Annotated in this window: 17 protein-coding genes; 5 read left to right on the top strand and 12 right to left on the bottom strand. The window is 61.5% G+C overall.

What is annotated here, in order from left to right:
- Positions 1 to 60: 60 nt before the first annotated feature.
- Positions 61 to 1,059 carry a FecR family protein gene (locus tag CWC48_RS27900; RefSeq protein WP_100490919.1) on the bottom strand — a complete coding sequence of 333 codons (999 nt, stop codon included), beginning with the start codon at positions 1,057 to 1,059 and terminating at the stop codon, positions 61 to 63.
- A gap of 151 nt (positions 1,060 to 1,210) precedes the next feature.
- On the opposite strand from CWC48_RS27900, the gene CWC48_RS27895 reads away from it, so the two are divergent.
- Together CWC48_RS27895 and CWC48_RS27890 are read left to right on the top strand one after the other, a co-directional pair.
- Positions 1,211 to 1,480 carry a PepSY domain-containing protein gene (locus CWC48_RS27895; protein ID WP_099492653.1) on the top strand — a complete coding sequence of 90 codons (270 nt, stop codon included), beginning with the start codon at positions 1,211 to 1,213 and terminating at the stop codon, positions 1,478 to 1,480.
- A gap of 458 nt (positions 1,481 to 1,938) precedes the next feature.
- Positions 1,939 to 2,976 (top strand): Ldh family oxidoreductase, encoded by a 1,038-nt coding sequence (locus CWC48_RS27890; RefSeq protein ID WP_100490918.1) that lies wholly within the window; start codon positions 1,939 to 1,941, stop codon positions 2,974 to 2,976.
- Positions 2,977 to 3,012: 36 nt separating this feature from the next.
- Here the strand turns inward: CWC48_RS27890 and CWC48_RS27885 are convergent, their stop codons facing one another.
- Positions 3,013 to 3,333, bottom strand: a complete 321-nt coding sequence (locus tag CWC48_RS27885; protein ID WP_016979401.1) for a YqjD family protein — start codon at positions 3,331 to 3,333, stop codon at positions 3,013 to 3,015.
- 163 nt (positions 3,334 to 3,496) lie between these two features.
- Between CWC48_RS27885 and CWC48_RS27880 the strand changes: the two genes are divergently transcribed.
- A complete protein-coding gene (locus CWC48_RS27880) occupies positions 3,497 to 3,751 on the top strand; it encodes a hypothetical protein (protein ID WP_003190904.1) in 255 nt (84 codons plus the stop codon).
- Here CWC48_RS27880 and CWC48_RS27875 read toward each other — a convergent pair.
- The gene (locus tag CWC48_RS27875) at positions 3,744 to 4,637 is read right to left on the bottom strand and encodes a LysR family transcriptional regulator (RefSeq protein ID WP_078048134.1); all 894 of its coding nucleotides are present in this window, start codon (positions 4,635 to 4,637) and stop codon (positions 3,744 to 3,746) included. The two genes, CWC48_RS27880 and CWC48_RS27875, sit on opposite strands and share 8 nt — an antisense overlap.
- A gap of 82 nt (positions 4,638 to 4,719) precedes the next feature.
- Here CWC48_RS27875 and CWC48_RS27870 point away from each other — a divergent pair, with 82 nt between their 5' ends.
- The gene (locus CWC48_RS27870; protein ID WP_078048135.1) at positions 4,720 to 5,646 is read left to right on the top strand and encodes a carbon-nitrogen hydrolase family protein; all 927 of its coding nucleotides are present in this window, start codon (positions 4,720 to 4,722) and stop codon (positions 5,644 to 5,646) included.
- A 46-nt stretch (positions 5,647 to 5,692) separates the two neighbouring features.
- On the opposite strand, the gene CWC48_RS27865 is transcribed toward CWC48_RS27870, so the two are convergent.
- Positions 5,693 to 6,154 (bottom strand): LEA type 2 family protein, encoded by a 462-nt coding sequence (locus CWC48_RS27865; RefSeq protein ID WP_033900377.1) that lies wholly within the window; start codon positions 6,152 to 6,154, stop codon positions 5,693 to 5,695.
- Between the two features lie 13 nt (positions 6,155 to 6,167).
- Positions 6,168 to 7,595 (bottom strand): nucleobase:cation symporter-2 family protein, encoded by a 1,428-nt coding sequence (locus CWC48_RS27860; protein ID WP_100490917.1) that lies wholly within the window; start codon positions 7,593 to 7,595, stop codon positions 6,168 to 6,170.
- Between the two features lie 80 nt (positions 7,596 to 7,675).
- Between CWC48_RS27860 and CWC48_RS27855 the strand changes: the two genes are divergently transcribed.
- Complete coding sequence (locus CWC48_RS27855; RefSeq protein ID WP_371857055.1) at positions 7,676 to 9,457, top strand: methyl-accepting chemotaxis protein; 1,782 nt, start codon at positions 7,676 to 7,678, stop codon at positions 9,455 to 9,457.
- 130 nt (positions 9,458 to 9,587) lie between these two features.
- Here CWC48_RS27855 and CWC48_RS27845 read toward each other — a convergent pair whose 3' ends face one another.
- The 7 genes from CWC48_RS27845 to CWC48_RS27810 all read right to left on the bottom strand — a co-directional run bounded on the left by CWC48_RS27845 (position 9,588) and on the right by CWC48_RS27810 (position 16,348).
- The gene (locus CWC48_RS27845; RefSeq protein WP_100490916.1) at positions 9,588 to 10,565 is read right to left on the bottom strand and encodes an NAD(P)-dependent oxidoreductase; all 978 of its coding nucleotides are present in this window, start codon (positions 10,563 to 10,565) and stop codon (positions 9,588 to 9,590) included.
- A complete protein-coding gene (locus CWC48_RS27840) occupies positions 10,562 to 11,854 on the bottom strand; it encodes an MFS transporter (RefSeq protein WP_078048139.1) in 1,293 nt (430 codons plus the stop codon). Before CWC48_RS27840 ends, CWC48_RS27845 begins: the two co-directional genes overlap by 4 nt.
- Before the next feature lie 45 nt (positions 11,855 to 11,899).
- On the bottom strand, positions 11,900 to 12,841 hold the full coding sequence (locus tag CWC48_RS27835) for a sugar kinase (protein ID WP_099492665.1): 942 nt from the start codon (positions 12,839 to 12,841) through the stop codon (positions 11,900 to 11,902).
- Positions 12,834 to 13,616, bottom strand: a complete 783-nt coding sequence (locus CWC48_RS27830) for a sugar phosphate isomerase/epimerase (RefSeq protein WP_100490915.1) — start codon at positions 13,614 to 13,616, stop codon at positions 12,834 to 12,836. Before CWC48_RS27830 ends, CWC48_RS27835 begins: the two co-directional genes overlap by 8 nt.
- Before the next feature lie 128 nt (positions 13,617 to 13,744).
- The gene (locus CWC48_RS27820; RefSeq protein WP_100492476.1) at positions 13,745 to 14,758 is read right to left on the bottom strand and encodes a LacI family DNA-binding transcriptional regulator; all 1,014 of its coding nucleotides are present in this window, start codon (positions 14,756 to 14,758) and stop codon (positions 13,745 to 13,747) included.
- Between the two features lie 108 nt (positions 14,759 to 14,866).
- Entirely contained in the window at positions 14,867 to 15,454 is a 588-nt protein-coding gene (locus CWC48_RS27815) for a LysE family translocator (protein WP_100490914.1), read from the bottom strand.
- 54 nt (positions 15,455 to 15,508) lie between these two features.
- Positions 15,509 to 16,348 carry an AraC family transcriptional regulator gene (locus CWC48_RS27810; RefSeq protein WP_078048144.1) on the bottom strand — a complete coding sequence of 280 codons (840 nt, stop codon included), beginning with the start codon at positions 16,346 to 16,348 and terminating at the stop codon, positions 15,509 to 15,511.
- Positions 16,349 to 16,412 lie beyond the last annotated feature (64 nt).

The raw sequence follows: 16,412 nt of genomic DNA, 5'->3' as shown, positions 1-16,412 counted from the left end.
GCAGGTGTAAAAAATTCGGACACTTCGGGCATGCAAAAGCCCGTGCCTGCTGGCGAGGGCTCAGCCTTTTGGGGTTTTACGCGGAATGGCGTTGAGTACGGGGTTGCCGTCTTGGTTCTGGGTCAGGTAGACCGGCAGGACCTTGGGCAGGGAGGGCACGAGGTTGCTGACCTCGTTGATGTTGTAGATACCGCCGATGCGAATCGTGCCGGTGTTGGCGTCGGCCAGCATCACCGGTTTGCTCAGGTAGCGGTTGATCAGCGGCAGTGCGTCGGCCAGGGCCAGGTTGTCGAGAATCAGCTTGCCCTGGCGCCAGGCAAGCGCGGTGTCGTTGGGGTTGATCGCCTGGACGCGTGGCGTGGCGTCACCCTGTTGGTAGCTGGCTTGCATGCCGGGGGTGAGCGGCACACTGCCATGCACCCTGTCGCTGGCGATCTGCACCGACCCTTCGAGCAGTATCACGCGCACCTGGTCTTCATACTTCCACACGTTGAACTGGGTGCCCGTGACCCGCACCTGACCTTCGCCGGCGTGCACGATAAACGGGTGGGTCGCGTCATGGCTGACTTTGAAGAACGCTTCGCCTTTCTTCAGGGTCACGCGACGCTGGTCTTTGTAATGGCTGTAGACCAACTCAGTGCCCAGGTTGAGTTCCACCTGGCTGCCATCGCCAAGCGTAACCTGGCGCAAACCGCTGGCAGCCTCGAAGCGCTCATAAGAACTGGGCAGCCAGCCCGCTTCCCAGCCAGTGAACGCGGCGATGGGCAGGGCGGCCAGGCAGATCGCTGCCGCGACCGCGTAGGTGCGCAGGCGACTGCGTGGCTTCTTGAAGGGCGCTACCACCGGCATGGGTTGATGGCGCGGCAGGTGGTCGGCGACGTCCCAGATCTCCAGCATCGCGGCGTATTCAAACGCGTGCAGCGGGTGGGAATCATGCCATTGCGCAAAAGCCTGACGTTCACCGGCCGTGCAATCGCCCGCGTGCAGGCGCATGCACCAATGCGCGGCGGCGTCGGTGATGGCGTCATATTCGGCTTCTGAGAGGGACTTTTCGCTCATTAACTCATCCTGATTTCCCACATTCTAACCTCCCAGGGCAGGCGGCGAGAACAGCCATCATGGCGATTGCACATCAATTGGAACTTATTCTCGTTTGGGGCGACCTAAAAAATTCAGGACATATGTCAGTCAATCCCAATGGAGTACGAAAATGCTGAAGAAAACATTAATCGCCCTGTGTGCAACCTCTGCGTTGATGAGTGCGGGCGCCGCCCTGGCCGATAAACCGGGCGCGGGCTGGATCACCATCGAAAAGGCGATTGAGGTGGCCAAGACCAAGGCCGGTTATGTCGAGGTTTACGCCGCCGAGGCGGATGACAACGGTTACTGGGAAGTCAAAGGCCGCAAGTCCGATGGCACCGTTTATGAGGCGCGTATCGATGGCGCATCGGGCAATATCCTGCGTGACCAGAAAGACTGATCACTCGGGTTCCGAGGGCGCCGTTCAGGCGCCCTCATCCAGTTCTCGTCGCAATTGCGTGATCAGGTAGGTCACGGAGTCTGCGTTCGCCAAGATGATGTCCATGCGTTTGTCTTCGTGGCTCATGAAGATCTGCCGTGCATCGTCCAGCGTCTTGGCCCTGACTTTGCCGTTGGGCGGCCAGTATCGTCTTCCAGGGCGCGTCGCGTGGCGATGGCTCGTTCTTGCGCACCGGCAACAAAAACTCATCAAAAAAATACGGTGGTGTAGCCCGAGCCATGGTGTGCGTCCTTAACGTCGAGAAAGGACCCACAGGCTAAGTGCGACAGGCTCGATCCAGGGGGTACATAGCTGATACGCGGCAATCACCGATTGACAGTGGCAGCAGGCTGCGTTGTTTAATCAGCGGGCTGGATTCACGCTGTTTGCCCCTTCCAATCATAAAATCGGAGCTTCAGATGCCTGCCCAGTCTTTTTCTGGTGAAAGCCCTGTCACTGCAATCGGCTTTGCTGAATTGGTGGCGTTGCTGCACTCGATATTTGTCAGTCACGGCACGTCGGCGACGGTTGCCCAGATCCTGTCGCACAACTGCGCCAGCGCTGAGCGCGATGGTGCCCACAGCCATGGCATTTTCCGCATTCCGGGTTACCTCAGCACGCTGGCCAGCGGCTGGGTCGATGGCAAGGCCGAGCCCAGGGTCAGCGATGTGGCGTCGGGTTTCGTGCGGGTGGATGCCGCCAATGGCTTCGCCCAGCCTGCGCTTGAAGCGGCGCGGCCATTGCTGGTGCAGAAGGCGCGCAGTGCCGGCATTGCGTTGCTGGCGATTCATAACTCCCACCACTTCGCGGCCCTGTGGCCGGACGTCGAGCCCTTCGCCGAAGAAGGCTTGGTGGCCCTGAGTGTCGTTAACAGCATGACCTGCGTGGTGCCCCACGGCGCCGACCGCCCGCTGTTCGGCACTAACCCCATCGCCTTCGCGGCACCCCGCGCCGACGGCATGCCCATCGTGTTCGACCTGGCCACCAGCGCCATTGCCCATGGCGACGTGCAAATCGCCGCACGCAAAGGTGAATTGCTGCCGCCGGGCATGGGCGTCGACAGTCTGGGGCAGCCGACCCGCGACCCCAAGGCCATTCTGGAAGGTGGCGCGTTGCTGCCGTTTGGCGGGCACAAAGGTTCGGCGTTGTCGATGATGGTTGAGCTGCTGGCGGCGGCATTGACCGGTGGCAACTTCTCCTTTGAATTCAACTGGGCAGACCACCCCGGCGCGCGCACGCCATGGACCGGCCAGCTGTTGATCGTGATCGACCCGAGCAAAACCGCCGGGCAAAGCTTTGCAGAGCGCAGCCAGGAACTGGTGCGGCAGATGCATGCGGCGGGGTTGCGACGGTTACCGGGGGATCGACGTCATCGCACGCGGGTGCGTTCGGACGAGCAGGGCATCCAAGTGGATGCGCAGGAACTGGCAGGGCTGCGTAAGTTGGTCGAGCAATAAGACAGGCTGCGCCAGTGCTGGCGCAGCCCGGTTCGATCAGTTACGGCGACCCAGCAGCAGGCCAACGACCAGGCCGAAACCTGCGGAGATCGCGACGGTCTGCCATGGGTGGCCACCGATGTAGGTCTCGGTGGCGTCTACCACCGGCTTGCTGCGTTCACGAACGTTGGACACGGAATCCAGCGCTTGCTTGAGTTTGATGGCGACCTGCTCGCGCAGGGTTTCACCTTCTTCGCCGACCAGGGAGGCGCTGCTTTTGAGCAGTTTGTCCGATTCTTCGATCAGCGCGGTGAGTTCGCTGAAGGCTTGGTCCTTGATCTGGTCTTCGACGGCTTGGGCAGCGGTTTTGCGGGCCATTGTGTGACTCCTTGCGAGTGAATGTGACAGTGAACAATGGAGTGTCGGCGTGTGGCAAAAGTTGCAGTTTTTTTGCCGTCGCCGCGCCTGGAGCAAAATCCGAATCAGGAAATTTCGACCTACAGTGTAAGATGTCGTCTATTTGTGCAGCAGGTAATTCAACATGAGCTTCAATCTGGCCAACAAGACCCTCGCCGAACGCGCCGAGCTGGAAGATGAAAAGTCCCGTCTTTATGACCTGTGGCAAACCAACCTCGGCAAGGCCAAGGGCGAAGCGGCACGCTTGTTCGGTGAGCGCGCCAAGCGCAAGGGCAAGTGGGCCGAGTGGGTGCGCGCGGAACTCGACGGCATGTCGCCCCCGGAGTTCTCCAACATGGTGCGCAGTGAAGTCAACAAGTTGATGGCAGCGGCTAAATAAAGCTCGCCACAATCGCCTCACGGACTTTCAGCAACATCGGATCAAGCTGCGCCTGGGTCCTCCAGCCCAGCTCCACCGGGTAGCGTGGCAGGGGCAGCGGGCAAGGCAGTACACGCAGGCCGGTCATGTCAGCGATGGCCTGCGCTGCGTGCCCAGGAATGGTCGCCACCGCCTGGCTGCCCTTGAGCAAAAAGGGCAGTGCGGCGAAGTGGCTGGTCGACGCGCACACGTGGCGGCTCAGCCCTTGCGCGGCCAAGCCTTCGTCGGTAATCCCGATAAACCCGCCTGAAGACACCAAGACATGGTCGCGTGCGACGAACTCATCGAGACTGATGCGTGCCTGGTCTGAATCCACCAAGCAACGATAATCACCTTCCCCCAGCACTTGGCGGCTCAACCGACTGTGTGCGAACCCGCCAGCGGTGATCGCCAGGTCCAGCGTGCGCTCAAGCAAGGCGCCGGCGACAATCTGGCTGTGGGTCTGACGGAAGATCACCCGCAACTTCGGCGCTCGCCGGGCGATTTCAACGATCAGCCGGCGACCATAGGCAATCTCGAAATCATCGGATAAACCCAGCACCACCGACCGACCCTGGTACTGCTGGTTATCCGGGTTGACCAACGCCAGGCTTTGCCGGCAGCGGTCCAGCGCCTCACTGATCACCGGCTTCAACTGATTGGCCCGCAATGTCGGCGCCAGGCCGCGCCCGGTGCGCACGAACAACTGATCGCCATACACCTCGCGCAAGCGCCGCAGACCGGCGCTGATCGCCGATTGCGTCACGCCCAGGCGTAACGCCGCGCGGCTGGCGCTGGACTCATCATGCAGGGCTTCAAAGGTTTTCAGCAGGTTGAGATCGACCTGGGCGATATTCATTTGACTCATATCATTCAGCACTGAAGTGGGCTTTATTCATGATCGAGGCTGGCGGGAGAATGGGCAACCCCCCTTATCTGGAGTGATCGTGATGCCTATTTCTACTGTGGCAGCTCTGCAAATCGGCTCCTTGCCCGGCGGCAAGGGTGAAACCCTGGCGCAAATCCTCAGTTATGAGGACGAGATCCTGCGCAGCGGCGCGCAATTGGTGGTAATGCCCGAAGCGTTGCTGGGTGGCTATCCCAAAGGTGAGGCCTTCGGCACGCAGTTGGGGTATCGCCTGCCGGAAGGCCGCGAAGCCTTCGCCCGTTATTTTGCCAATGCCATCGATGTACCGGGCGCGGAAACCGAGATGTTGGCCGGCCTGTCCGCACGCACCGGTGCCAGCCTGGTGCTCGGTGTGATCGAGCGCAGTGGCAGCACCCTGTACTGCACCGTGCTGTATTTCGAACCAGCGGGCGGTCTGGTGGCCAAGCACCGCAAGCTGATGCCCACCGGTACCGAACGGCTGATCTGGGGCAAGGGCGACGGCTCGACCCTACCGGTGATCGACACCGCGGTGGGCCGTGTCGGCGGCGCAGTGTGCTGGGAAAACATGATGCCGCTGCTGCGCACCGCGATGTATGCCAAGGGTGTGGAGGTGTGGTGCGCGCCGACGGTGGATGAGCGCGAGATGTGGCAGGTGAGCATGCGTCATGTGGCTCACGAAGGGCGTTGCTTTGTGGTGAGTGCCTGCCAGGTGCAGGCCTCGCCTGAGGCGTTGGGCATCGAAGTAGCCAACTGGCCTTCAGATCGCCCGTTGATCGCGGGCGGCAGTGTGATTGTCGGGCCGATGGGCGACATTCTTGCCGGGCCGCTGCTGGGAGATACCGGCTTGCTGACGGCGCAAATCAATACGGATGACTTGGTACGCGCGCGGTATGACTATGACGTGGTGGGGCACTATGCCCGGCCAGATGTGTTCGAGTTGACGGTGGACGAACGGGCCAAGCCCGGCGTGCGCTACCTGACGGATTGAGCACAATCCTGTGGCGAGCGGGCTTGCCACACGTGAGCCGCGTCAATTACCAGGTGGCGGTATTCGGCAAGTCCAGCGTGCCACGGTCCACAAAGCGCATGGTGCCGAACAGCCCGCCCGCCAGTTTGCCCCGCAGCACGTAAGGCAGGTTGTTCAGGCTCTGGGTCTGGCTCAGGCCCAAGGTCTGACGCAACACAGAAAATGCCGAAACACTCACCGGCACCATCAGCACGGTCTCGGAAAAACGGGGGATGGATCCGCTTTGATCACTCACCCCAGAGGCCAACGGCCGGCCATTGACCTCCAGGTCCAGGGCCACGCCGTTGTAGTCGATCGCCGTTTCATTGGGGTTCTGCACCCGCAGCTTCACGGCGAAGCGCACTTCCAGGTCCTGGCTTTGCAAGGGCTCGATGCCCACCACGTTGATGTTCACCGGGTCGCGGTTGGGAAACAGGGCGCAGGCGCTCAAGGTCAGCAGCAACAGCGATAGAACCATGAGCTTGCGCATGTAAACAGTGCTCCTATTGGGTGACGTCCGGGTCCTGCATCACTTTGAGGGTAGAGGACTCCGGATCAAATTCATCTTCTTCCAGTTCTATGAACTCTTCCGGCAGGAAAATGTTCAGCAGGATTGCACAGAACGCGCCCACGGTGATCGGCGATTCAAAGATGTTATGCAGCGCCTTTGGCAGGTCGCGCAGTACTTCCGGCACGGCGGCAACGCCCAGGCCCATGCCGAGGGAGATCGCCACGATCAGCACATTGCGTCGGTGCAGCCCGGCTTCGGCGAGGATCTTGATCCCGGCCACGGCCACAGTGCCGAACATGATCAAGGTCGCGCCGCCCAGTACCGGCTTGGGCATCAGTTGCAGCACCGCGCCGATCATCGGGAACAGCCCCAGCAGCACCAGCAGCCCGGCGATAAAGTACGCCACGTAGCGGCTGGCCACGCCGGTCAACTGGATCACACCGTTGTTCTGGGCGAAGGTCACCATCGGCAGGCTGTTGAACGTCGCGGCCATTGCCGAGTTGAGGCCGTCGGCCAGCAGGCCGGACTTGATGCGCTTGATATACAGCGGGCCCTTGACCGGCTGCTGGGAAATCATCGAGTTGGCCGTCAGGTCACCGGCCGCTTCCAGGGGCGAAATCAGGAAGATCACCGCCACCGGGATAAACCCCACCCAATCGAACGAGAAACCGTACTTGAACGGCACCGGCACGCTGATCAAGGGCACTTGGGGCAACGCCGCCATGTCGACACGGCCCATCAGCCAGGCCACCACGAAGCCCAGGGTCAGGCCGATCACAATCGAGCCCAGGCGCAGGAACGGGTTGTTGAAGCGGTTAAGTACCACGATGGTCAGCAGCACCAGCGCAGCCAGGCCCATATTGCTGGCGGCGCCAAGGTCGCTGGCACCAAAGCCGCCGGCCATGTCGGTGACGGCCACCTTGATCAATGACAAGCCCATCAACGTGATGATGGTGCCGGTGACCACCGGGGTGATCAGCTTGCGCAGCTTGCCGATGAACTGACTGAGCACCACTTCGATAAACGCCGCGAAAAAGCAGATGCCAAAGATCGTCGAGAGGATCTCATCGGTGCCGCCGCCCCGGGCCTTGACCATGAACCCCGCGCTGAGAATCACGCTGATAAAGGAAAAACTGGTGCCCTGCAGGCACAACAGCCCCGAACCGATCGGGCCGAATGTGCGCGCCTGCACAAAGGTGCCGAGCCCCGACACAAACAGCGCCATGCTCACCAGGTACGGCACTTCGCTTTCCAGGCCCAGCACACCGCCGACAATCAACGTGGGGGTGATGATGCCGACGAAACTCGCCAACACGTGCTGCAACGCGGCAAAAATCGCCGCGGTGAAGTGCGGGCGATCTTCCAGGCCGTAGATCAGGTCGGATTTATAGCGCGGGCGGGGGGCTTGAGCGTCAGACAAAATACGGGCTCGGGTCAGAAAATGGAGGCGCAGGATGCCAGAAACGGCCGATCGTCAGAAGTGTAAAAAAATATTTATGAATGCCCTGTGGGAAACCTTTGACCCTGCCGATACCGAGGATAGGCCCACAAATCAATGACAACAGTGGTGGCCAAGGTCCGAGCAGCGCGTTGACGCTGACAGATCGTTTCGCAGCAGGGACGCTCGCAAACACTATTTCTGAGAGCACCCCCCTTATGTCCCTCCGCCAATTGAATATTGCTCCTCGAGCGTTTCTCGGTTTTGCGTTCATTGCGTTATTAGTGGTTGTACTGGGGGTGTTTGCAGTCAATCGCATGACGCAGATCCGCCAGTCTTCGGTGGAGATGAGCCTGACCCAACTGCCCAGCGTGACGTCACTGGCCGTTATCACAGAAAACGTGCTGCGCCTGCGCATCTTGTCTTTCCGGGTGCTGGTCAACCGCGAACCCGCCAGCCTGCAGGAAGCCGAAACCCGCATCGGCGTGCTCGCCGACAAGGTCAAGAGTGCCCAGGCCAGCTACGCGGCGCTGCCTGCGGGCCCAGAGGAAGCGGCGTTGTACAAGACCTTCGTGACCACCCTGGATAACTACTTCAAGGCCCAGGCCGACATGCTGGCGCTGTCCAAACAGGGCAAGGTCGATGAAATGCGTGCCCTGATCAACAGCCGCATCAAGGACGGTACCGACCAGATGGGTGAGCAGTTGAACAAACTGATCGCCATCAACGCGGCCGACGCCAAGCAAGCCGACAATGAAGCCGGGCAAAGCTACCAGGGCGCTATCACCGGTGTGATCGGCGTGTCGGTCGCCGCCGCATTGCTCACCGTATTGCTGGCCTGGCTGCTCACCCGCAGTATCGTCACGCCGCTGCGCAAGGCCGTGGAAGTCGCTGAAACCATTGCCGGTGGCAACCTCAGCAAACTGATCGAAGACGATGGCAAGGACGAACCTGCGCGTTTGCTCAGCGCCTTGTCGACCATGCAGGCTAATCTGCGCCAGACCATCCAGCACATTGCCGGCTCGGCGACGCAGCTTGCCTCAGCAGCGGAAGAGTTGAGCGCGGTGACCGAAGAAGCCTCCAAAGGCTTGCAACAACAGAACAATGAAATCGACCAGGCGGCGACAGCGGTCAATGAAATGACGGCGGCGGTAGAAGAGGTGGCGCGTAACGCGGTGTCGACCTCCGAAGCGTCCGGGCAGTCCAACCAAGCCGCGCGCGAAGGCCGCGACCGCGTGATGGAAACCGTCGGTGCGATCCAGACCATGACCCAGGACGTGCAAAACACCGCCGCAATGATCGAAGGCCTGGCCACGCAGGGGCGCGACATTGGCAAGGTACTGGACGTGATCCGCGCGATTGCCGAACAAACCAACCTGCTGGCGCTCAACGCCGCCATCGAAGCCGCGCGTGCCGGTGAAGCCGGCCGTGGCTTTGCGGTGGTGGCCGACGAAGTGCGAGCGCTGGCCCATCGCACCGCGCAGTCGACTCAGGAAATCGAGAAAATGGTCGCCGGCATCCAGAACGGCACCGGTGAAGCTGTGCAATCGATGCAGCAGAGCAACCAACGCACCCAGACCACCCTGGAAATGGCCCGCGCCGCCGGCGTGGCGCTGGAGCAGATCACGCAGTCCATCGGCCTGATCAATGAACGCAACCTGGTGATTGCCAGCGCTTCGGAAGAACAGGCCCAGGTGTCCCGCGAAGTGGACCGCAACCTGGTCAACATCCGCGACCTGGCGACCCAGTCGGCGGCGGGTGCCAACCAGACCAGCGCAGCCAGCCATGAACTGTCGCGCTTGGCGGTGGACTTGAATGGGATGGTGGCGCGTTTCGTTATCTGACCTGAAATGAGGTCAACATGTGGGAGCGGGCTTGCTCGCGAATGCGGTGTGTCAGTCGATAGACTTCTTGACTGATCCACTGCATTCGCGAGCAAGCCCGCTCCCACATTGGTTTATGGTGTGTCAGGAATCAGCGGTTCCAGGCGTCGGCGTTGACCAGGTTCTTCGGTCGTTCACCGGCCAACGCCTGCAACAGATTGTCCACCGCACACTGGGCCATCGCTTCCCGCGTCTCATGGGTCGCCGAGCCGATATGCGGCGTGGCCACCACGTTGTTCAGGCGCAACAACGGTGAGTGGTGATCCAGCGGCTCCTTCTCGAACACATCCAACCCCGCCGCCCGGATGGTGCGCTGTTGCAGCGCCTCCACCAGCGCAGCTTCGTCCACCACCTTGCCCCGCGAAATATTGATGAAGATCGTTTCCGGGCCCATCCGTGCGAATTGTTCGGCGCCGATCAGCTTCTCGGTTTCGGCGGTGAGTGGCAGGGTCAGGCAGACAAAATCGGCTTGTTGCAGCAAGTCATTCAAGCTGCGGTACTGCGCGCCGAAACGTGCCTCCACCGCCGGCTTGGGCGAATGGCTGTGGTAGATCACCGGCATGCCAAAACCAAAGTGCCCGCGCTGGGCCAGGGCTTCACCGATACGGCCCATGCCGATAATGCCCAGGGTCTTGCCATGCACGTCGGTGCCAAAGTGCGCGGGGCCAATGTTCTTGCTCCATTGACCGGCGCGCACCATGTCGGCCAGCTCGACCACACGCCGGGCGGTGGCGAGGATCAGCGCAAAACCGGTGTCGGCGGTGGTTTCGGTGAGCACGTCGGGGGTGTTGCTGAGCAGGATACCGCGCCCAGTCAGGTAGTCGATGTCGTAGTTGTCGACCCCCACGGACACGCTGGCCACGGCCTCCAGTTTGGGCGCAAGGTCCAGCAATTTGGCGTCCAGGCGCAGGCTGGCACCTAGCAGACCCTGGGCCGTGGGCAGGGCGTCGCGCAGCTTGGCCAGGCCGGTGTCGTCCAGGGCTTCGATCAGCGTGACCTCGGCCTGTTCATGCAGGCGGGCCATCAGCGGCGCGGAGAGTTTCTTGTACAACACGACAGACTTTTTCATGCGGCTTTTACCTTCAATTCTAGATTGGGCGCCGGCGTGCGGTCACTGGCGCCGGGCTTGAGGAAAATCGTCAGTACCACCGACAGCAGCAACGCGCCGCTCATCAGCAGGTACGAAGCGCCGGGCGAACCGGTGCTGCTATTGAGATAGCCCACCAGGTACGATCCGCCGAATGAACCCAGAGCTCCCATGCTGTTGATCAGCGCCATGGCGCCCCCGGCGACATTGGCCGGCAGGATCTCCGGGACAATCGCGAAAAACGGGCCGTAGGGCGCGTACATGCAGGCCCCGGCAATCACCAGCAAGGTGTAGGACCACCAGAAGTGTTCGGCGCCGAGCACGTAGGACGCGTAGAAAGCAATCGAGGCAATCAGCAGCGGCGGCCATACGAAACGCTTGCGCTTTTGCAGCTTGTCCGAGCCCCACGACACCACCAGCATGCCAATCACCGCTGCCAGGTAAGGCAGCGCCGACAACCAGCCGGCCTCGACCATGTCCATCTGCAAGCCTTGCTTGAGGATCGACGGCAGCCACAGCACAAAGCCGTACACGCCAATGCTCCAGCAGAAAAATTGCAGGGCCAGGATGATCACTTTGGGCGAACGGAACGCCTCGGCGTAGTTCTTCACCGCCTTGATCCCGACTTGCTCGGCGGCCAGCGCGGTTTCCAAGTCCTGTTTCTCAGAGTCGCTCAGCCACTTGGCATCCTTTGGACGCTCATCGGCCAGCTTCCACCAGATAAACGCCCACAGCACGGCCGGCAGGCCTTCGATGATAAACATCCAGCGCCAGCTGAAATGCTGCACCAGATAGCCCGACACCACCGACATCCACAGCATGGTCACCGGGTTGCCGAGGATCAGGAAGGTATTGGCGCGCGAGCGTTCGGCACGCGTGAACCAGTGGCACAGGTACACCAGCATCGCCGGCATCACCGCCGCTTCGACCACGCCGAGCATGAAGCGAATCACGATCAGCATGTAGGCGTTGGACACCACGCCGGTGAGGGTGGCGAGGCCGCCCCACAGGATCAGGCTGACGAAGATCAGCTTCTTGACACTGCGTTTCTGCGCGTAGATCGCCCCCGGCACCTGAAAGAAAAAGTAACCAAGGAAAAACAGCGCCCCCAGCAATGACGACATGCCGGGGGTGATCATCAGGTCTTCGGCCATCCCGGAGGCAGCGGCGAAGCCGTAGTTGGCGCGGTCCAGATACGCCAGGCTGTAGGTGATAAAAACGATGGGCATGATGTACCACCAACGGCGGGTGGCGAGTTTCACGGTGTCCATGGGGTTGCTCCTGAGCTTGTTGTAGTTGTGGCAACAGGTAATGGGTTAGGCAACGGATCGACTGGGTAACTCTGAACGGGTGGGCAGGCCTTCCATGTCGCCACGGCTCTGCACGGCGCGGCTGCCGATCCAGTTGCCGCGCTGTACCGCCTCGCGGAAGCTGAGGTTCTCCAGCAGGGCGCTGATCATGCCCACGGCAAAACCGTCACCGGCGCCGACCGTGTCCACCACGTTGTCCACGCGCACCGCGGCGACAAAGCCTTGGTCCATGTGGGTGCGGTAGTAAGCGCCGTCGGGGCCAAGCTTGATCGCCACGGCTTCGGCGCCCTGGTCGAGGTAAAACGCGGCGATGTCGGCCGGGTCATCGAAGCCGGTGAGCAAGCGACCTTCGCCCAGGCCCGGCAGGACCCAATCGGCCAGGCCGGCGAGGGCGTTGATTTCGCGGATCATCGTCTGTGGGTTGGCCCACAGCGAGGGGCGCAGGTTGGGATCGAACGACACGCTGCGCCCGGCCTTGCGCATCTGCGTCATCAGCTCGACGGACAACTCGCGCGTCGCCTCGGACAATGCGGGCGGAATGCCGGTGGCATGCAGATGGCGAGCTTGCAGCAGGGCAGGGCTGATGGCGGCGATAGACAACTGACTGGCCGCCGAACCCTTGCGGAAGTACTCGACCTGGGGATCATCGCCCGCTTCTTCACGAGACTTGAATTGAAAACCGGTGGGGTGTGCCGGATCGACCGCCACATGCCGGCAATCCAGGCCCTCCTGGGTCAAGGTGTCGACCACAAAGCGCCCGAGCGAATCATTGCCCACTCGGCTCAGCCAGGCGACGTTGAAACCCAGGCGCGACAGGCCGATGGCGACATTGCTGTCGGCACCCGCAATCCGTTTATGGAACTGAGCCACCTGGGCCAAGTCGCCGGTCTGTTCGGCGACAAACATCGCCATGGTTTCACCAAACGAGAGGATATCGATCTCAGACATGCGCATGCTCCGCACGAGGTTGGCCCAGCAGGGCGAGGGTGGCGACCTGCTGCGCGGTGACCGCGACCAGGTCATCGCCTTGCAGCGGGAATTCCACGGCCCGGCTAATACCTGGAGTCATGTGCTTGAGCAGTTGTTCCCACAGATGCAGGTCGGTGGCGCCAGGCGGCAGGGCGACCAGCTTGCCGTCGGCACGCCGCGCGACCGCCTTGCAGTGCAGGTAATCCACATGCCGGCCCAGCAGGCGTGCGGCGGTTAGAGCGGATTGGTCTTGCCATTGCCAGTTGCCGATGTCGAAGGTCATCTTCACCGGCAGGCCCAGGCGGTCCACTTCGGTGAAGAAGCGCTGCATGGGTTCGATACGGCCGCCTTGCAGGGTCTGGTCGTTTTCCACCAGCAAGCGGACCGGGTGGCGGTTGAGCAGGGCGTGCAGGCTTTCCAGGTCGTTGGTATCGGTGAAGTAACCGAGGGACACCTTGAGCCAGCGTGCGCCAAACGCCTGCGCCCGATCCAGGGTGGCCGCGAGTTCGGTATTCGCTTGGGCGCGGCCGGCGACCCACAGTTCCAGGGGCGATGAGAACACCGACTCCAGGCCATGCTCGACAGCAGCCTGGGCCAGTTCGTGGGGTTGCTCGGTGGTCAGCAATTCTTCACGCCATTCGATACGTTGGGCGCCGGCGGCCGTCAGCAGCGCGACAAAACTCAACTGGCCCTGTTGGCGGACAAGGTCGGCGCCGTAACTGGAAAGGCTGATGGAGACGGGGTACTTATGCATTGTCGTTTACCTCTGAAACCGGTTTCATTTTTATACGTAAACCAAAACCTGTAGGAGCCGGCTTGCCGGCGATGGCGTCCTTGAAATGGACGCTTGCCTCAAGGGCCTCATCGCCGGCAAGCCGGTTTCTACAAGGGGTTTGTGGAGCCTCGGATGATCAGTTGGGGCAGGAAGTCCAGGGTGCGTGTCGGCTCGGTATCGCCGCGCAGGCGCTTGAGCAGGCAGTCGAATGCGCTGGCGCCGATGGCTTCGGTGGGCTGGGCGAGGGCGGTGATGCCCGTGCCTACCAGCGGATACCACTCCAGGTCATCCAGGGCAATCAGGCCGATGTCATCAAACAGGTGGCAGCCCAGGTTTTTCAGTGCGCGGGTGCAGGCCAATGCCGCGACACCGTTGGCGCAGAACAGCGCCTTGGGGCCAGGTTTTGCGAGAAAGGCTTTCAGGTGTTTTTGCAGCGTTTCATCCAACTCCAACACAGCGCCGGTCAATGCCGGGCGGCTAGCGATTTCAGTCTTGAAACTGCTCAGGCGCTCCAAGCGCGAACTGGTGCCATCGGTGGCTTCGCTTACCAGCAACACATCGCGATAACCCTGCTGTTGCAGATGTTCCACCGCCATACGCACCGCCGCCGGGTTGTCCAGGCCGACCAGGTCGCTGTGCAACGGCTCGACGTTGCGGTCCACCAGCACCAGGGGCATTTCCCGCTGCAGTTCCAGCAGTTGGTCGAGGTGATGGCCGAGGGTGTTCACGATCAACCCTTCGATGTTGTACGAACGCAACGCCGCCAAGTGCTGGCGTTCTTGCTCGTCGTCACGGTCGGTGTTGCATACCACCAGGCTGTAGCCGTGTTGACGGCAAGCGGTTTCGACACCGTGCATCACGGCAATGGAATAGGGGTTGCGGATATCGGCCACCAGCATGCCGATCAGGCGCGTGCGCCCACGTTTCAGGCCACGGGCCATCTGGTTGGGGCGGTAGCCGAGGTGCTCGATGGCTTGCTCGATACGCAGGGCGATGGCATCGGAGAGCAGGGCACGGTCGTCGCCGATAAAGCGCGAGACGCTGGCTTTGGAGACGCCGGCGTGTTGAGCCACGTCGAGCATGGTCACGCGGCTGCGCTGGGCGGCGGAAAAAGTGTTCACGGTCATCGACCTTCTGTTTTTATTGGAATGACTGAAACCGGTTTCAGGAAACCATCAAATGAGGAAAGTCGTCAAGCTGTTGTCGGACAAAGTCGGATGGCCGGTGCGTCAAATCACCACACTCAGCCAAGTCGCCACCAGCAGCAACAGCGCCATGCCCCGGTTGAAACGTTGCATCGCCCTGGCCGAACGAAACAGCCGTGCCGACCCCACGCCCAGCAACGCCCAAGTGCCCAGGCACGGCAGCGATATCAGGAAAAATACTAGGGACAGGTACACCACTTGGCTCTGGCGCTCAGCACCGTTGTCAGCGAATACGCTGACCACCGCCAGGGCCATCATCCAGGTTTTCGGGTTGATCAACTGCAGGCTGGCGGCGCCGATCAGGCCAAGGGGCTTTTCGCTGGCTTGCACGTGGATGGCTTGGGCGGGCGCGCTGAAGATCTGCCAGGCCAGGTAACTCAACCAGGCGATGCCGATCCATTGCATGGCCATTTGCACCTTGGGCACATGCACCAACGACTGGCCAAACCCGCTGCCCACCACCAACACCAGGCCCGCAGCACCTGCGCAGGCACCCAGAATGATCGGCAAGGCCGCCTTGAAGCCATGACGTGCGCTGTTACTCAGCACCAGGATGTTGGTGGGGCCGGGGGTGATCGACGCCACAAAGGCGAACAACATAAACGGCAACATGACGGCAGACTCCAATAAACCAATCGATGGAGTCGATCTTCACAAGCCCGCTTGCTACCTGTCTGGAAGATTTGAGCAGCGCTTGCGGTAGGCCGCAGGTGTGAGGCCGTAGGCGCGTACAAACCAACGCCCCAAGTGGCTCTGGTCGGCAAAGCCCAGGGCAATCGCGACGTCCGCCGGTTGTTCGCCCCTGGTCAGAAAATGACGGGCGCGGGCCAGACGCAGTTGCACCAGATAGGCGTGAGGGGGCAGGCCAAATGCGCTCTTGAACGCACGGGTCAGGCGGAAACGGTCGACGCCACAGGCCAGGGCCAGTTCGTCCATGCCCACATCAATATGCAGATGGGCGTGCAGGTATTCCCGTGCCTTGTGGGCCACCAGAGGCAGACGCGGGTCTTCGCGGTAGCGGGTGCGCCAATAGAGTTGGCCGGTGAGGCGCTCCAGCAATTGGTCCATGGCCCGCTGACGTACGATGCGCAGTTCGCCGCTGTGCAGGGTCTGGAAAGCTTGAGTGGTGGCGATGGCCAGGCGCGGGTCGCTGGTCAAGGTATTGGCGAAACTCAGTTGGCTATCGAGTGGTGCCTCTTCAAACACCGCGCTCACCTCCCGCGCCAACCACTGCGGGTCGAGATAGAGCATGTGGTAAGTGAAGCCGTCGGCAGTGGGCGCATCGCCATCATGCAGTTCCCCGGGCTCCACCAGGAACACCTGGCCGGGCACACTGTGGTGGCGAGTGCGGCGGCAGTTGAATTGCTGCACGCCTTGCTCGGTGACGCCGATCAGGTAGCTGTCGTGCCAATGCGGGTCGTACGCATGGCCTTCGAAATGCGCGCGCAGGGTCTCGATGCCGGTGTCGGCGTCCTGGGACAGGTCGATCCAATTGTGCGCGGCCATAAAACACCGAGGCGGAATAGGTGAGGTAATTAGCGCCCAGCCGCGCATAAGCGTCTAGAAGGTT

The sequence above is a fragment of the Pseudomonas sp. S10E 269 genome (genome assembly GCF_002798465.1).
In the GTDB taxonomy this organism is placed as follows: domain Bacteria; phylum Pseudomonadota; class Gammaproteobacteria; order Pseudomonadales; family Pseudomonadaceae; genus Aquipseudomonas; species Aquipseudomonas pergaminensis.
Note: the sequence above shows the minus strand (reverse complement) of the source record. Positions and strands in the feature narration are given on the sequence as shown.

Bases quoted from the DNA above. Each gene is read 5' to 3' on its own strand.
- CWC48_RS27835 (WP_099492665.1), bottom strand. From the start codon at position 12,841: ATGTCTGAGATCGATATCCTCTCGTTTGGTGAAACCATGGCGATGTTT.
- CWC48_RS27865 (WP_033900377.1), bottom strand. From the start codon at position 6,154: ATGCGCAAGCTCATGGTTCTATCGCTGTTGCTGCTGACCTTGAGCGCC.
- CWC48_RS27855 (WP_371857055.1), top strand. From the start codon at position 7,676: ATGCCCTGTGGGAAACCTTTGACCCTGCCGATACCGAGGATAGGCCCA.
- CWC48_RS27875 (WP_078048134.1), bottom strand. From the start codon at position 4,637: ATGAGTCAAATGAATATCGCCCAGGTCGATCTCAACCTGCTGAAAACC.
- CWC48_RS27815 (WP_100490914.1), bottom strand. From the start codon at position 15,454: ATGTTGCCGTTTATGTTGTTCGCCTTTGTGGCGTCGATCACCCCCGGC.
- CWC48_RS27895 (WP_099492653.1), top strand. From the start codon at position 1,211: ATGCTGAAGAAAACATTAATCGCCCTGTGTGCAACCTCTGCGTTGATG.
- CWC48_RS27830 (WP_100490915.1), bottom strand. From the start codon at position 13,616: ATGCATAAGTACCCCGTCTCCATCAGCCTTTCCAGTTACGGCGCCGAC.
- CWC48_RS27840 (WP_078048139.1), bottom strand. From the start codon at position 11,854: ATGGACACCGTGAAACTCGCCACCCGCCGTTGGTGGTACATCATGCCC.
- CWC48_RS27810 (WP_078048144.1), bottom strand. From the start codon at position 16,348: ATGGCCGCGCACAATTGGATCGACCTGTCCCAGGACGCCGACACCGGC.
- CWC48_RS27890 (WP_100490918.1), top strand. From the start codon at position 1,939: ATGCCTGCCCAGTCTTTTTCTGGTGAAAGCCCTGTCACTGCAATCGGC.
- CWC48_RS27900 (WP_100490919.1), bottom strand. From the start codon at position 1,059: ATGAGCGAAAAGTCCCTCTCAGAAGCCGAATATGACGCCATCACCGAC.
- CWC48_RS27845 (WP_100490916.1), bottom strand. From the start codon at position 10,565: ATGAAAAAGTCTGTCGTGTTGTACAAGAAACTCTCCGCGCCGCTGATG.
- CWC48_RS27885 (WP_016979401.1), bottom strand. From the start codon at position 3,333: ATGGCCCGCAAAACCGCTGCCCAAGCCGTCGAAGACCAGATCAAGGAC.
- CWC48_RS27870 (WP_078048135.1), top strand. From the start codon at position 4,720: ATGCCTATTTCTACTGTGGCAGCTCTGCAAATCGGCTCCTTGCCCGGC.
- CWC48_RS27880 (WP_003190904.1), top strand. From the start codon at position 3,497: ATGAGCTTCAATCTGGCCAACAAGACCCTCGCCGAACGCGCCGAGCTG.